This window comes from Halocynthiibacter sp. (genome assembly GCF_049608145.1).
GTDB lineage: Bacteria > Pseudomonadota > Alphaproteobacteria > Rhodobacterales > Rhodobacteraceae > Halocynthiibacter.
Genome location: NZ_JBMYXF010000011.1, coordinates 17,582 through 32,214, shown reverse-complemented (window position 1 = coordinate 32,214; position 14,633 = coordinate 17,582). Strand labels below are relative to the sequence as shown.

Here is a 14,633-nt window from a genome sequence, read left to right as displayed (position 1 = left end):
GACCAACGCTTATTCAAACCCTTTGACGTATCTAGCAATACTGTTCTTACTATGTATGAACATCTTGCGCTGGATAGGAGTCTTCATCAGCACTTCCCTATTCTAAAGCGTTTTGCGTAACGGGTTCGCTTTGCGCCGCCACCTTGCCGGGCGCATTCACTTTCGTAATGTGTAGTCAACGCAGCCAAGCGACGATCATTTGCCCGCATGAACGTGACTTCTTCACCATCGATGCGCACTGTTTCGCGCACACCACCAACCGCCAGCTTCAACTGCATTTTCTTCAACGCCGTCACAACATCGCAAGGCTTAGAAATATCAATCAGATCTGTGCCAATTTTGACCGTACTGGTGATCGTCATTCCACGGCCTCCATTTGCACAACCTGCTGATCAGGCTTTGCCGCATAAGGTGAATCCATTCCGGCCTTTAAATAACGCAGGTGCTCCCGTTCACGTTCTTCAAACAGTGCATCGCTATCAACGCCGAGATCCCCGGTTTCAATCGCGATTGAACTTGTGCCGTTTTCCAAACGCTCACTTGATGCCCGCGCAGCCTTCCAATCATCTGCCGTGGGCTTGGCTGGCCCTTGCCATGACGCGCAGCAGATACGGCGACGATTGGCACGAAACGCGCCATAGCCTCCTTTAAACGGGATACGCCCCTCGCCGATTTCTTCATCAAGCCAGTTTTCATATGACATCTGACAAATCGGGGCCGCGGTACGTTCACGCCGACGCATCACAACAGACCAGATCGATGAGTTCTCCATCCGGACACTGGAATATGTTGCGGCGGTGTAATCCATGGTTAGGCCACCGTAGGAACAACCGATTGTCCGCGCCATGTCGCGCGCCAAGCTATTTGAGAATGGCAGGAAGTCTTTGCCTGGCACATTTGCGGTTTCTAAGGCTAGTTTTTCCCCTGGTCCTAAATGAGACACCTGAGGATCAGCACCAACCGAAATCCGGCTGTCAGCAGCGGCCCCCAAACTGCCGGACAAATACCCCAGATATTCCTTACCAAATGCGACACCATCATCGCCCTGCTCTTTTAAGACCTCCAACGCCTCATATGCGTCCGCACTTGGCGTGTCGCTGGTGATCGTAATGGCGAAAATCGTTTGCAGCAGCGCCATTTGCAGCGTTGCATCATCCAACATTTCCGCTTGGATATGCTTGCGAAACGCTGGTGCCAGCTTTGAGATCCCGCGCACATCATCTGCATCCATCGGGTCAAAGACATGCAAAACCATTGGCCGACCATCGGTATCAAACGCTGCATAATCCCGCTTAGATTTCACACCATCTGAATTGGTTTCAAAACGATAAGAAACCGGACGGCCCTTGCCATCATGACGGACCCCCTGAAACAACCCGTCATGCGTGCTTGTCTCCTGAACCAGTTTTTGCGGCGATACCATGCACAGTTTTGTGCCCGTCGTAATGCCGTAATGGCTGCGATCAGCGTCATCAAAGAAATCAAAAACCCCTGTGACTTCCCCAAATGCAATGTCCCAACGCAGGGCAATATCAACCATCTGCGGGCCATTTAGTTTGCCGCGCATGTCGCATTCTTTTTTGTCGAGCCAATAAGCTTTCCAACGGCGTTTTAGCAACCGGATGAAAGCAGCCTTTTCCGCATCATCATAACCCAAGCCCGTCAAATCAGGGTCCGGCGTCAATGTAAGACCAACCCCAACTGTGTCGGCAATGACTTGATCACAAGCCCCTTTCAGGCGACCTGAGTTCTGAATCAAATCCATCGCAAGGCCCGCACTGCGCGACCATGCCCGGCGAATATCATCCCGGCTGTTGGTCAATGGTGCAACGCGAGATGCAATGGCGCCGCTTTTTGTGTCCCGCAAATAGCGAGCTGTCGTGCGATTGGCAGCAGAGGATGCCACCAATGGCGTCCCATCAGGTCGAATTAGGCCAGTCACAGCTATCTCTTCCTCCATTTGTTCTGAATGCGTTTCTTCTCAGCATCCGGATCATTCTGCGGTTCATCTTGTACGTCAGCCGCCACATTGATCTGCGTGGCCAAAAGTAAATCGTCAAAATCTGCCTGAACATCTTCTGGCGGGCATTCACGTTCCGCCATTAAGCGTTCCCACTCCGCATCTGGGAGGCTGCGAACCCCCAATCGTGTGGCTGCGGCTTCAGCCTGCAAATGCGTGTCCAAGCCTTCGTTTGCCTGGCTAGGATCTTTCACCCAAAGATAACGTGTGAACCCCGACTTGGCTTTTACAGCCTGCCGGGATTCCGCCGTAATCTGGCGATAAAACTCATCGTCCAAACCTCTCGGCAAGCCAATAAATCCACGCTCTAGCGGATCCTCTTTCTTCAGATTGCGATACAGAGCCATCTTCATGACCGCAGATGCAAAGTTGTAAAAACGCTTTGAATAGCGAACAATCTTGCCGCGCCGGTTGCGCTCTTTTTTCACCTGCGCCAGCAAAGGCGCGCTTTCAGGATGCACACCGCGCACCATGATCACCCGACCTGCTGGATGCTTGCGCGCCCAATCCCAAACGTCCTCGGTGTAGGCATTGCCATCTATCGCCAGAAGATCAATCTTGATCTTGCGACCATAAGCATTCCGAAAGCCTTGTTTCAGCAATGCATTCAGGTTTGACTGGCAGATCTCATCGGAGATATGCCCGTTGTAGACGCCGTATTCCACCACGGCCCGGCGCTTGTTTGGCCCCCAGGCAACCACCTGCCATTCAACACGATCCCCTTGGCAATCCACTCCACAAGTCAACAACGGATAGCCCGCTGGAATTGTGCCGTGATCATAATCGGCCTCAGATGCCCGGTCCCGAAGATCCTCCCATGGTGGAGATTCACCAAGAATCCGATAAGCCTTACCGACAACGTCATTCCAAAATGTCTGTTCTTTCAGCGGATCGCCCTTGGCAGCCAGCCAAGAACGCGCGATACGCTCAAATGATTGCAACGGCGAATAAGCAGACCACAGATAAAACGAACGGTGGAACCGCTTCATTTTTGGATTGGACGCCCGCCACTCAACATATGGGATCATTTCGGCGCGGTGGTGGTCTTCAATTACGCACCCACATTCAGGGCAATTAAAATGCGCTTTCTCTGGATGATCTTCATCCAAGTTTTGGAACATGTTCTCCCATTCAAGCACATGCATGTGCCCACAATGCGGGCATGGAACATAGGGGTATTCTTGGCTCCCGGCCTCAAAGTTTGTAGTGATGCGACAGCCTGGAATAACCATTGGCGTCGAGATCTTGAAAATCTTGGCAAACTCACGGCCCTGGCTGCGGCTGTCAGCTTGGTTCTCAGGATCCCCAGCCGAGTTCATATCCCATTTTGCAAGGTCATCCTGAACTTGTCGGCTCATGGATACCTGCGAAAGTGACGCGGGCGAGTTCGCACCAGAAATCAGAATGGCACCGCGACCATCGCGGCGCTCTTTATAGGTTACAGAATCCTGCCCATCGCGGGCTTTCATCGGAAAGATATTGCGAAGAGACGTCGTGCCTTTCAACATCGGCGACAGTTTCATCTTCGACCAACGCCGCGCGTTCTCTTCAGTCGGGTGGACATAGAGAATATCACCGGGATCCATTTCCATGGAACCACCTGTGAAGATGTTCGCAAGCACCGTACCACCAAGCTGCGCGGATTTTGCCAGTGAAATCAGGCGACATGCATCCTCTGGTGACAGAGCCCTCAGTATTTCGTCGAAATAGCGAAAGCGTTCACGGTTATAAGGGCCGGAAAACTCGCTTTCACGCTCCGAGAACACAATGTTGTCTTCTGCCCATTTCAGGTAGTCGACTGGCGGCGGTGGATCCAACACATCAGCCAAGACGTCATGCAGCATCCATTCCGCGTTTGTGACTGCGATATCTAGCATCACCCATCCAATTCTACAGAGGTCATCGTGGCCTTCTCTAATTCCGTGATCCGCGCCTGTTCCTTTTGGGTCGCGGCCTTGCGAACCTTCCGAAACTCATTCTTTAGCGTATGCAAAACATCGCGTTGCGGCACGTTGAACTGTGACGCGGTGATCGCGGCAAAATCAGTCAATGCACCTTCAAAAATCTGCAACATCATGCCCGCCACACGGGACATTTGTTCGCGCGCATCATCCGACGACATCAGCAAGCCCTGCTGGAGTGCTTCTTCAGAAGCACCAATGCGGTTCTTGCGGTGTTGTTCTTCCAACCGCGCGCGCTTCAGCTGGTCTTCAACGGTATCAATCTTTGGTTGCTTTTGTGTCGGGGCTGCGGGCGGTTCAACAGCCACGGCCTCGGGTTTAACGGGCAAAAGATCAGGTTGAACCTCAGTCGGCACCGCCTTCTCATCCGCAACCGCCTCGGTCGACGTCCGCGTTTCAATCCCATTCCCAAGTGACTGCCCGATATCTCGGTTTTGTCGCACTTGCTCAACGGCCAAAGTAACATTGATCTTAGCCTTGCGTCCTTCCCCAACCAAAGCCGCAGAAGTAATCGTTCCCCGCTCCAACCATTTACTGACTGCAAATCGAGAAACCCCCATATGCTCTGCAAACTTTGCCTTTGTCAGAAGTTGAGGCTGCATGTTGACACCACCCTTACAGGTTTGTTGACAGGATGTTGTTGACACGCCCCCAGTTTGTTGACGCTTCACAAAACCCGTCTGACTGGCGAACCCTCGGGCAGCTCACGCCCCGCGTGCGGCAGAATAGATCTACGGTCCCTAAGTTTTTGGGGGCCGCTTACTTAGCATTTATGCTTTGATCAGGCGGTTGATTTCATGGTCAAGGCGGCGTGGCAGAACGTTCGACACCACATCATCAAAAGCTTTGGCCGTTGCGCCTTCAACCATCTCGATTGGGATGAACACACCTGACTTCAGCTTTTCTAATTCAGTGCGACCACCGATGCGTTGGAAGACATGACCATTCAATCCCTGCGCAACGACACGGCCACGATCAAAGCTACCACCCTTGATGAATGATCCTTCAAACAATTCACGCTTACCACGCACATTGGCAGTCACGCCCCGCAGGGTTTCGCGCGCTTTGAAGTATTTCAGTGACACGTTGCCGCCCGATGCCGTCAGGCGATACTCCAAATCTTGCCATGACGACCTATCGACCTTCACAGCTTTACGGATGGTCTTTTGCGGCAAGCCTGTTTGCTTGGAAAGTTCCCGAACAACCTTCGTGCGCGCCATATCCCCAGTGCGATTTAACGCCCTATTGATTACTTCACGGGCAGGTTTCTCCCCCAAAGCCCCCAACAAATTGTCGAATTGCTTCAAGCCTTTGACGTCAACCTCACCAACTTTGAACATTGAACACCTCGCTTCATAAGCTATCAGGCAGATCCTGCCCTGCGAGCATTACCCCGCGATACATGGCGCACCTCCTCAGTTGGATTGGTTAGATCCATCCACTCAAAGCAGTTCTTTTCAGACAAATTGACATCTACAAAAGCAAAAACGCCCGCCGGTTTCCCGTGGGCGCATTTCGTGATGATAGGTATACAGTTAAATCCGGTGGTCCTAACTGTCAACACCCTTTCTCAAACCCCTTGCATGCGCCCTAGAGCGGCACAGAGAGCCGCACGAAGCGTCATTCTGTTTTTTCCGGTCGCACGCCAGCCATGGGCTTCTAACACGCCGCTGAGGGGCTTTTCTGCGATACACACCATATCGACAAGCACAGTGGACGTGATCATCTTGCGCCCAATCTCGCGTAATTGAATGTCGCCAACCTTGATACCCGCCACATTGGCCGCAACCCGGCGCTTCGTTTCCATTGCCAGACCCTCACCAATGGCCGCGCGAAACAAAGCAAGGCGTTCTGTGTCGCGCATATAGGCGTCCATGAAATCAACCTTACCTTGCCCACCAATATGATCACTAAAGGTGCTGGAACACTTGATGCCAGAGCCCTCAATCCGTTCGCAGAGATCCCGGTAGTCGCGGGCGATTTCCACTTGCGCTGCAGTGAATGGGACAACGCCGCCCTTTCGCCGTGTGGCCTGTTCGGTCATGACGTCAAAGATATCACGCGCGCGCCCAGGGCAGCCACTGCGATACGGCATGGTCGACAATTCAAAGTCACCCTCCCCCTTCGACAAGACCTGAACTTCACGAAAGGGAACAACCTCGCCACGGCCCGGCGCGACCGGCAATTCCTGACTACATGTGTCTGGCGCAGTGCCAACCGCGATTATGCGCAACCGTTCAACCTTAGCCGCCCGTTTGCGGCAAACATGGCAACAGAGATGAGCTGGGAACTTTACCCCCTTTTTATCAGTGCAACAGGCTTGGCTTACCGCTTTTTGTTTCATCGCTACTCTCTCAATTCAAGATATTGTTGTTTCGTTGTTTTTTTAAACAAGATGTAGAAGTTGTTTGTGAAGGTTGGGGCGCTTGGGGCAGAACTCGGAAAAACGGGGCAGAACTATGCTGGCATATTCGAAGTTGTAACCATCTGAAAACGCGCAAGAAAAACGCAAGGCGGGGCGCGCGGGGCGCATAGGGCACAAATATGTGACTTACACGTGAGGCTTATTTCCCCCAGACCCCGGAAGATACACGCACGCGCGAACCCCGCCAAGTTCTGCCCTATGCGCCCCAAGCGCCCCAAAACAACCGCAAACGATTGTAAATACGTGTAATTTTCTAAGGGAGTATTCTTGAAGATACGCCCCAAAACGGGGCAGAACTTTGAGACCTGCCCCGAAATCAATCGAATTAGAATGTAGGGGTGCGGGGTGCGGGCGGCGCTTTGACTTGAATATGCCGCCCGGCACATCACAACGGGTGGTGTCCGCTGGACGACGACCCGTCGTCGTCATCATTTCGTAACATCGGAAGACCCTTTTGGTCTCGCGGAGCCGCATCAAGGCGCGCCTGCATATCTGCAGTCAATCGAACGCCTGTGTATCCCCAGTTCCCATTGCGCTTGTGTCGCGTATAGGACTTTCTGCTGGCCGGGTGCATATATTTGCCCGCCCGCTCTTTCAATTTGCGCTGGAGGTTTCCCGGTTGCCAAGCATGTGACGTGTTTTCAAGCAAATACAGATAACAGGCATCCACGAAGTCACGCGCGCGAAGGAAGTCACCTTGACCATCCATCACACAACCCGTGGCAAGGAAATCACCAACCGGGTCGCTGTCTTTGCGATATTCTTCGGTCGCCAGGACAACCTTCTCAGGTTCTTGCAACCCACCTTCCAGATAGTCCTTCAGACCCGCAATCATCCAGTTCAGGATTCCGTTGCGTTCTTCGTCAAACAGCTTGTCGCCAAGCATCTCGTCACGTTCATGCGCCGGGATCTGAACATCAAAGGGCATCAGCAGCGGACGCCGCCAGATACCATCATCCGTGCCCCGGATATCCAGCTTATGGTTGCCGGTGAAGGTCAGCTTGAAATACGGCGTGAATTCAACGAAATCAGAATGCAGCGTGCGCACCAGCATTTCATCGCCACCAGTCATCTCTTTGACCTTCTGTTCCTGCAGGCGCTCACCCTCTTCCGGCTCATTGGTCAGCGCCGCACGGGCACCAATCAAACGAAACAGATCAGGCGTGGCATCAGAACCAGATTTGCGGTTCTTGCCCGTCAGGCTTTCGATCTTCACCATCGTGGCGTAATCGCCCAGCATGCGGCGCATCAGGTTGGTCAGCAATGACTTACCGTTTGCCCCCATGCCATAGCAATATAGGAACTTTTGAATCGGCAGTGCTGACATGGACAGCCCAAACCAGCGCGCAAGAAATTCGCGGTCTTCCTTATCCGGCATGATGCGTTCAAGAAACGCGTCAAACTTCGGACAGGTGGCCGATGGGTCATATTCCACAGGCATCATTTTTGTAATGTATTGCGGGCGGTTCTTGCCAGCGATCGACACTTCGCGCTCATGCGGCAACTCAACAACACCCGCACGCTTTGGCGCTGGCTGACCAGCTGGCGTAAAGGCCGCGTCATGTTCATCCACTTCGACCGAGAACCGCAGCAAGCCGCTTTCCGTGTTCACCGTCATTGGGTCCGCGTCGAGATCCTCAACAAGGCAGTGCAGACTGGTGACTGTTTCTTCCAGCATGCATTTGATTTTGCCGTTATTGCCGGATGAGTTTGCGAATGTCAGGTGCCGTTGTCTGGTGGAACCCTTGCCCCACAGATCAGACGTCAAAGACGCCTTTTCTTCTTCCAGCTCTTTTTTGCGCTCAGCATCAATTTCACCGTTCAGCTGCTCTCGAATATTCTCAAGCTTCTGCTGCTTGCGCATCTCGCCACCATTCAGCGGCACAAACGGGATTTCAGCGTTAATGCGTTCATGAATGGTCTGACCGAGGCGGCGCACTTCGATGCCGTCTGGGTCCAACTTCCAGCGGCGACCATCCCAGATATGCCAACCGACACGCGGCACATATTTGGCATTCTCGCCGCAATACAAAGCAAACCGCTGGCCATTGCCAACATCATTCAAGGGCAGTTTTGCCCCATCCATTTCAGGGACAAAATCATATGGATCGATATCATCATAGTCCGGGGTGTGGGGTGGTGCGCCTGCGCCCTGCCCTGCTTCCGGTTCATCCTCTGGTCGTGGCAGCAAGCCTTCCACAGGCTCAACCATTTCTGGGTTTTCAAACGCCTTGCGCACATTGTTCAGGCCATCTTCAGACATTCTGCGCCTCCTTCACTTGAAGGGTGAGGCTTTTGGTCAGGGCGCTGATCGTGCCGCGCAAACGGCGCGTTTCGAGATCCCGCGTCGGGATACCGTCGAATTCTTCTGTGACGATTTCAAGCGCGGAAACCGTTCCGGCGATATCGTTCAGCTTAAGGTCAAGGGTGGTGTATAGGTCAAAATAGGTATCATTGGCAGGCATCATAGGCCTCCTACGGTTGGATTTAACCGACCGCCGAGACGCCAATCTCTGGTGGCCAGATGACACAGGATTGGCGTTACCGCCCGTAGGAACGGCGAACCCGAGGGTTCTCCTGCGCATCTGACCATAATTTAAGCCGCGTCGAGTTTCGGCGCGGCTAGCAGAGCACCTACGTATAGACAGGACGCCAATCCCGACAACAGAGCATTTCCCCTGCTGCACGGTCACATTGCCTGCTTCAAGTGCATTAGTCAATATCGGAACGACACCATTTAATGTATATACGCTATTGCAGGTACTGCATTTAATGTATATACAGTATATATGGAAACATTGATCACATGGGACGAGCCGAAACGGCAGATGAACAAAGCCAAGCACGGCTTTGACTTCGCTGATCTGACGCTTGAATTCTTTGAGGCCGCACATATTGGTGACAGCCGCGACAATCGCAAGTTTGCCATTGGTAAGCTGGACGATGGCACCATCGTGGCCATCTTCGCTGAACTGGGCACAGAAGCCATCTCGGTGATCTCCATGCGCCCCGCCAGCAAAAAGGAAAGGGAAGAATATGCCAGAGTTTGACCCGGCACATGCCGCAAAACACGGATACACAAAAGCAGATTGGGATAACGCCGATAGCCCGGAACTGACAGACGAAGAACTGTCCCTGTCCCGTCCGCTTTCGGAGGCTTGCCCCGAGTTAGCCGCGAAGATTGGCGCTGAGATAAAGCGCCGGGGCCGCCCTGCTTTGGACAACCCAAAACAGGCTGTGTCAATCCGCTTGGATGCCGATTTAGTCAAAGCACTAAAAGACAGCGGCAAAGGCTGGCAATCACGTGCAAATGAAATGTTGCGCGCCGCTGTGGGGATGTAAGTCATTCAGCCCCCACCAGCATATCATTCAAATCAACCCCCGGCCCGGCCTTGACGATCCCACCGCGCAGGCCGGGAACAACAGTCATCGCTCGAAGCAAGCCAGACATCAGTTTTGCATGTGTCATATTGGGTTCGCTGTCACCGTCCATGATGAAGTAAAGGCGCTTCACCCAGGGCGGCGGCACAAAGGCATCAAGGTCGTCCATATCCGGCAGGCCGGAATAACGCTGGCCTTTGATCTTCTGCATTTTTCCGGACATATTGCCCAGGTCCACGCCCGCCCAATAAGCAGCCCCCGGAAACGGAACAGCCAGCATCGCGGTCAGCGTGGTTTCAATCCCCTCGCCCATCACCAGCGTATCAAAGCCCTTCGGCTCAGACAGGCGGATCGCGCCAGACTTCTTAGAACCGCGCACCATCTTTGCGGGCATATCTTCACCATGCCATGTGATCGATGCCTTGCCATGCAGCGCTTGCGGATCGATCCACGTTTGATGAACTGCGGTTAATTCGTCACGCGGGTTTAAGATGCCCGCAATCATGCAAGGCCCGCGATGCACGACCTCATTCTTGCCGTTGATCTTTTTGACGTATGGATGATCATCAATGAAGCGCAGCGCATCCGGCATACCGATCGGCAAATCATCAACATCGATGCCGCGTGCAGCCAGATAGGCAGGGACAAGGCCATCATGCCCGTTTTCCGCTGAATTCCACGTGCCAAGCGCAACCTCAATAGAACGGCGGCGATAATCTTCCTGCTGCTGTTTCTGCTTGCGATCCGCTTCCGCAGCTTTCGCACGTCGACGTTCCATTTCAGCCGGATCGATTTCAGCCGGCGCATTACCGCACATAGCAGTCAGCGCCCCTTTGAAATCCAGACCGAGAACAGCCATCACCAGGCCGACTTGATCGCCGCCCGCAATCCCGCATTTCCGGCACAAGAAAGCACTTGATTGAATGTTGATTGCGAACCGGTCACGACCACCACACAAAGGACAAGGCCCGATGCGCTCTTGCCCCATAGATTTAAGTCCAACAATGCCCAAGCGGTCGATCATCTCAACCATTGGGATTGCCTTGACCTCAAGCAGGCGCGGATCATCTTGATAATCCATCAGCGCCCCCGTTTCCAGTTGTCACCAAGAGCACGTGCCAAGGCTTTATCAAGGCGGTCTCGGAATTTTTGTGTCGCTGTGCTTGTGGTTTCCCCAACACGCACCGGCTTCAATGCCACGCGCAAAGTGAATGCCTGGTCAGCTGTCAACGTGACGGTAACGTCATCGCCGTTGCGGCGAACCCCGCTCATTGCAGATCCGCCCGGTCTTGCCAGTCGTGGCGCTCTTGCTCAATTTCGTCCAGAACCCTTTCTGGTCGGCGCGGATCATCATTCGGAAACAAATGCTCCAAATCAGATTGGAACCGCTCTGCCGCAGAAACCGGATTATCGGTCACGTGATCGATAAAATCAGAAAGCGCCTCCATGCACTCGACCTCATCGCGCATCGAAACAATCGACATTTCAGCAAGCTTCAGACGATCCCGAACCGAAAGCTTGCTGACCTTAGCTTTCAAAGCACAGGTCGAAGCCAAGGAAAAAAATGCGGCGCGGGGATCAGTCATTGGAACCCTCCATCAGATCTACCAACGGCAAGACTTCAACATTATTGAAGATGCCTTCTTCATCGTCACAACGAATGGGATAATCACCGGACTTGATCATTGATCGCTCCCGGGGGCCGCAAGATTTACCGGCCCCTCCAAGCGGTTTCGGGCTTGCTGTAAAGCCAACATAGCTTCGTCAATTTCAGTGATTGCTTGCGCCTTTTCATTGGCGCAACTTGATTGCTCTGCGGAAAGAATGGCCGAAATGGCCTCGCCGCTTTCCTTCGCGATGATCCCCGACTGCGCCACGAGACAACCCTCAGCCATCACAAGGCGACCTTCCAACCGCCGCTGCATCAAACGCGTCACAGGAAAGCGCCCAGAAGCATCCTCCAGCGCAATCACATCAGCCACGGTCCAATCCAGCACGCCGGATGCCTTTTTGCTGATCGTGCCTTTACTTGCGCCACCACCCCAGCGGGCATTGATGGTTTCCGCAACCGCATCAAAACAGCCGAACCAATCAACGATGGATTTCATATTTGCGCGTGAGATTTTGCGGAGGTCAGGCATCAGAAACCCCGTTTCCTATGCAGGAACACTGTGAAGCAGCATAGTGAAAACATGAAACAGAACGAACGATATCAGACATCAAGCCGTACCTACGCAAGCAGGTGCTATGCCGTTGTGAAGTTTAGAAGGCTTCATTGCAAACAAACGCTTAAATTCTGGGCAGTCCGTTTTTACGCCATGCGGCTCACAGAGCTCCTCAACGACATCGCGCCAAGACGCAGGGAAGCAATCTGCAGCAATGGCGTTGGTTACAGAAGCCCTGGAAACTCCAAGCCCCTCGGCCAACGCTATGCGGCCAATTCTATTACATATATTTCCAACATCAGTCATGATGCGCAAGTTGGTACATATATTATGTACTGTCAACCGGTACAAAATAGATATGTTCACTTTTTATGTACTATATGGTGTCTTTAGATATGGATTATGCAGAAAAAGAACGCCTCGCCTTAACCGGTAATGGAGATGCCAAAGCATCCTCAATTCGCGCAAAGGCGGCACGCCTATACACAGGAAATAGCCAAGAAGATGTAGGTGCCAACGCAGGTGTCAAAAAAGCGGCCATCAACAACGTAGAGAAGGCAAGGTCCCTCCCATCACGATCATTAATGATGTACTTTTTTCGTGAACACAGGATCGATTTTAATTTTCTTATCTACGGTCAGTTCTCTCAACTGCCTTCGGATGTCCAGGATCGTCTCTTCGAAAAATTGCAAGACGTGCACAATGAACTGGATCAAACAACCAATTGATATTAATGCCGTATTTTACGAAATAAACTGCAATCGCGTACATTACCGCCCCCAATATTCCCTAGTTAATACCGCCTTGCGGAATAGGTGACGAGGCGCTCAAGACTATTGCCGAGCCGCTTTCTCGATTTGCAAGATATCCATATGGGAACATTCAGGGAACAACAAGGCGCGCAGAAAGAAAAAAGAGGCGGCGTACCACTCACCGGTACGCCACCCACACAAAGGCATCATTTAAAGTATTTACTAGAGAGCTTCCACTGATGAGAATCTAAATACAAACTCAGGATCGGTAATTTTTCCGTCAAAAAAGAGGTTGTGCATACTCATACATGTCTCAGCGTCAGTAAAGAACTCACCTGAAAATCGCACAGCATCCCCGGGAGACATAGCGCTAACAGACGCAAACAGATCGGTCCCTGGCTCAATAAGGGAGTTTGTTCCAATGTCGGAAAGCGCATTATTCCATGTCGAAGCCCAAACGTCATCCCCGACAGTTACAACCAAGACTCCCTTTCCATCACCATTAGCCGAGATGCTATAAATCTCACCCGTCCAGTCACTAATCCGCTTACCTCCAGGAAGGGCATTGCAAAAAGCGGCTGATCTTTCTGCCAAAGCCGCACCCTTCTGCATATCATTTGCCGCCAGCCTAGCTGCAGATCTTGCAGCATCCACAGCCAATAGTATATCGATCTGAGATTGAGGCCTAATGTCTTCCACCCCAACGGGCTCTAGCTGCTCCACATCAATTACATCTTGAGTATCAATTGCCCGCGAGGCTTGAGTTTCTTCCTCAGGATCGGGCAAAATGAGCCCCAATACGGTTAGAGCAACCAAAATGATACCTATCCATTTAAGGATTGTAACAAAGGCACCTGATCGTAATTTCTGCCCACAATGAGGGCAGTTTTTCGCCTTTGATGAAACCTCTTTACTGCAAATTTTACAGTCTACTAATTTTGCCATTCCTGTAACACCTAATGTCTATTTTTGTGTAGCGTGAGCATCCTTGATCAATCAAATGAAGCACTCACGGCCAACCTATAAGCTTCAAAAAAGCACGCCGTAAATGCACTTTAATTTCCTGCAACACCTATGATCTTCATCAACTGAAAATCCGAAAAGTACATTTATTTTGTACTAAAGTTATTGACAGTACATTTTACATGTACCAAAACATCCGTGCCATCCGGAATTCCAACCCTCACATCCAGGAGGAAACTTTCCCGGCCTCCAGACCACTGGCAGAGAGCTTTCTGTTCATGCCTCCTGCCCTTTTAAATCAAGGAATTGATATGTTTTACAACACCGAACGCATAGGCTTGTTTATTGACGGCTACAGCCTTTATCAAACTGTACGCGCTATGGATTTGCGGATTGATTACAAAGCCCTGCGAGACCTATTCGCATCTAAAGGTCGCCTAAATCGCGTCCAATACTTTGCAACAGTCAATGATCACGACCCTGACGAGTTCAACCCCCAGCGCAAAACGTTTGATTGGTTGCAGTACAATGGCTTCGACGTACAAACCATCCAAACACGAAGCTTCACAGGCAGCGATGGTGAGATCCAGTATCGTGGAAATGCCAGTGTTTTGATGACTTGCTATGCGCTTAAGCATGCTGAGCACCTTGATCATGTGGTTATTCTAACGGGCAACGCTGACTTTGCCCCTCTGATCACGGCCCTGCAAGAGCGCGGCACGCGTGTGACCATGGTCTCGACCATTAAGAACGGAAGCCTTTGTTCAGACCAGTTACGCCGCAGCGCAGATGACTTCATTGACCTAGAGGATCTGCGCCAACAAATTTCAAAACCGGCCAGCACATAGGCAATCCATCGCCCCGCGCTCATCCACAAGCTTAACAGAGGAAGCAACATGCACGACTATATCATTTGCGATCTCTGCAAGGGCAGCGGGGCTAACAGGACGCGAAGTCATTTCGATG

Annotated in this window: 17 protein-coding genes; 4 read left to right on the top strand and 13 right to left on the bottom strand. The window is 52.0% G+C overall.

Annotated elements, in window-relative coordinates; all coding sequences use genetic code 11:
- Nucleotides 1-86 precede the first annotated feature (86 nt).
- From ACPGUT_RS05570 to ACPGUT_RS05535, 8 genes are all read right to left on the bottom strand, one after another.
- A complete protein-coding gene (locus tag ACPGUT_RS05570; protein ID WP_423989331.1) occupies nucleotides 87-362 on the bottom strand; it encodes a hypothetical protein in 276 nt (91 codons plus the stop codon).
- A complete protein-coding gene (locus tag ACPGUT_RS05565; RefSeq protein ID WP_423989330.1) occupies nucleotides 359-1,942 on the bottom strand; it encodes a phage portal protein in 1,584 nt (527 codons plus the stop codon). The genes ACPGUT_RS05570 and ACPGUT_RS05565 overlap by 4 nt, the downstream gene beginning before the upstream one ends.
- A gap of 2 nt (nucleotides 1,943-1,944) precedes the next feature.
- Nucleotides 1,945-3,897 (bottom strand): phage terminase large subunit family protein, encoded by a 1,953-nt coding sequence (locus ACPGUT_RS05560; protein ID WP_423989329.1) that lies wholly within the window; start codon nucleotides 3,895-3,897, stop codon nucleotides 1,945-1,947.
- Nucleotides 3,897-4,583 carry a hypothetical protein gene (locus tag ACPGUT_RS05555; RefSeq protein ID WP_423989328.1) on the bottom strand — a complete coding sequence of 229 codons (687 nt, stop codon included), beginning with the start codon at nucleotides 4,581-4,583 and terminating at the stop codon, nucleotides 3,897-3,899. Before ACPGUT_RS05555 ends, ACPGUT_RS05560 begins: the two co-directional genes overlap by 1 nt.
- 168 nt (nucleotides 4,584-4,751) lie before the next feature.
- Entirely contained in the window at nucleotides 4,752-5,321 is a 570-nt protein-coding gene (locus ACPGUT_RS05550; RefSeq protein WP_423989327.1) for a phage tail protein, read from the bottom strand.
- Nucleotides 5,322-5,551: 230 nt separating this feature from the next.
- On the bottom strand, nucleotides 5,552-6,214 hold the full coding sequence (locus ACPGUT_RS05545) for a hypothetical protein (protein WP_423989326.1): 663 nt from the start codon (nucleotides 6,212-6,214) through the stop codon (nucleotides 5,552-5,554).
- A 577-nt stretch (nucleotides 6,215-6,791) separates the two neighbouring features.
- On the bottom strand, nucleotides 6,792-8,669 hold the full coding sequence (locus ACPGUT_RS05540) for a DNA primase family protein (RefSeq protein ID WP_423989325.1): 1,878 nt from the start codon (nucleotides 8,667-8,669) through the stop codon (nucleotides 6,792-6,794).
- A complete protein-coding gene (locus tag ACPGUT_RS05535; protein ID WP_423989324.1) occupies nucleotides 8,662-8,871 on the bottom strand; it encodes a hypothetical protein in 210 nt (69 codons plus the stop codon). The genes ACPGUT_RS05540 and ACPGUT_RS05535 overlap by 8 nt, the downstream gene beginning before the upstream one ends.
- A 324-nt stretch (nucleotides 8,872-9,195) precedes the next feature.
- Here ACPGUT_RS05535 and ACPGUT_RS05530 point away from each other — a divergent pair, with 324 nt between their 5' ends.
- Both ACPGUT_RS05530 and ACPGUT_RS05525 read left to right on the top strand, forming a co-directional pair.
- Entirely contained in the window at nucleotides 9,196-9,456 is a 261-nt protein-coding gene (locus ACPGUT_RS05530) for a BrnT family toxin (RefSeq protein WP_423989323.1), read from the top strand.
- Nucleotides 9,443-9,748 (top strand): BrnA antitoxin family protein, encoded by a 306-nt coding sequence (locus ACPGUT_RS05525; protein ID WP_423989322.1) that lies wholly within the window; start codon nucleotides 9,443-9,445, stop codon nucleotides 9,746-9,748. Before ACPGUT_RS05530 ends, ACPGUT_RS05525 begins: the two co-directional genes overlap by 14 nt.
- A gap of 1 nt (nucleotide 9,749) precedes the next feature.
- Here the strand turns inward: ACPGUT_RS05525 and ACPGUT_RS05520 are convergent, their stop codons facing one another.
- From ACPGUT_RS05520 to ACPGUT_RS05505, 4 genes are all read right to left on the bottom strand, one after another.
- Nucleotides 9,750-10,868 carry a DUF7146 domain-containing protein gene (locus ACPGUT_RS05520; protein ID WP_423989321.1) on the bottom strand — a complete coding sequence of 373 codons (1,119 nt, stop codon included), beginning with the start codon at nucleotides 10,866-10,868 and terminating at the stop codon, nucleotides 9,750-9,752.
- A complete protein-coding gene (locus ACPGUT_RS05515) occupies nucleotides 10,868-11,059 on the bottom strand; it encodes a hypothetical protein (RefSeq protein ID WP_423989320.1) in 192 nt (63 codons plus the stop codon). Before ACPGUT_RS05515 ends, ACPGUT_RS05520 begins: the two co-directional genes overlap by 1 nt.
- Nucleotides 11,056-11,373 carry a hypothetical protein gene (locus ACPGUT_RS05510; protein ID WP_423989319.1) on the bottom strand — a complete coding sequence of 106 codons (318 nt, stop codon included), beginning with the start codon at nucleotides 11,371-11,373 and terminating at the stop codon, nucleotides 11,056-11,058. Before ACPGUT_RS05510 ends, ACPGUT_RS05515 begins: the two co-directional genes overlap by 4 nt.
- Before the next feature lie 96 nt (nucleotides 11,374-11,469).
- Nucleotides 11,470-11,928 carry a hypothetical protein gene (locus ACPGUT_RS05505; protein WP_423989318.1) on the bottom strand — a complete coding sequence of 153 codons (459 nt, stop codon included), beginning with the start codon at nucleotides 11,926-11,928 and terminating at the stop codon, nucleotides 11,470-11,472.
- 419 nt (nucleotides 11,929-12,347) lie between these two features.
- On the opposite strand from ACPGUT_RS05505, the gene ACPGUT_RS05500 reads away from it, so the two are divergent.
- A complete protein-coding gene (locus ACPGUT_RS05500) occupies nucleotides 12,348-12,680 on the top strand; it encodes a helix-turn-helix domain-containing protein (protein ID WP_423989317.1) in 333 nt (110 codons plus the stop codon).
- A 246-nt stretch (nucleotides 12,681-12,926) separates the two neighbouring features.
- On the opposite strand, the gene ACPGUT_RS05495 is transcribed toward ACPGUT_RS05500, so the two are convergent.
- Nucleotides 12,927-13,649 (bottom strand): hypothetical protein, encoded by a 723-nt coding sequence (locus tag ACPGUT_RS05495; protein WP_423989316.1) that lies wholly within the window; start codon nucleotides 13,647-13,649, stop codon nucleotides 12,927-12,929.
- 200 nt (nucleotides 13,650-13,849) lie between these two features.
- On the opposite strand from ACPGUT_RS05495, the gene ACPGUT_RS05490 reads away from it, so the two are divergent.
- Nucleotides 13,850-14,515 (top strand): NYN domain-containing protein, encoded by a 666-nt coding sequence (locus tag ACPGUT_RS05490; protein WP_423989315.1) that lies wholly within the window; start codon nucleotides 13,850-13,852, stop codon nucleotides 14,513-14,515.
- Nucleotides 14,516-14,633: the final 118 nt, after the last annotated feature.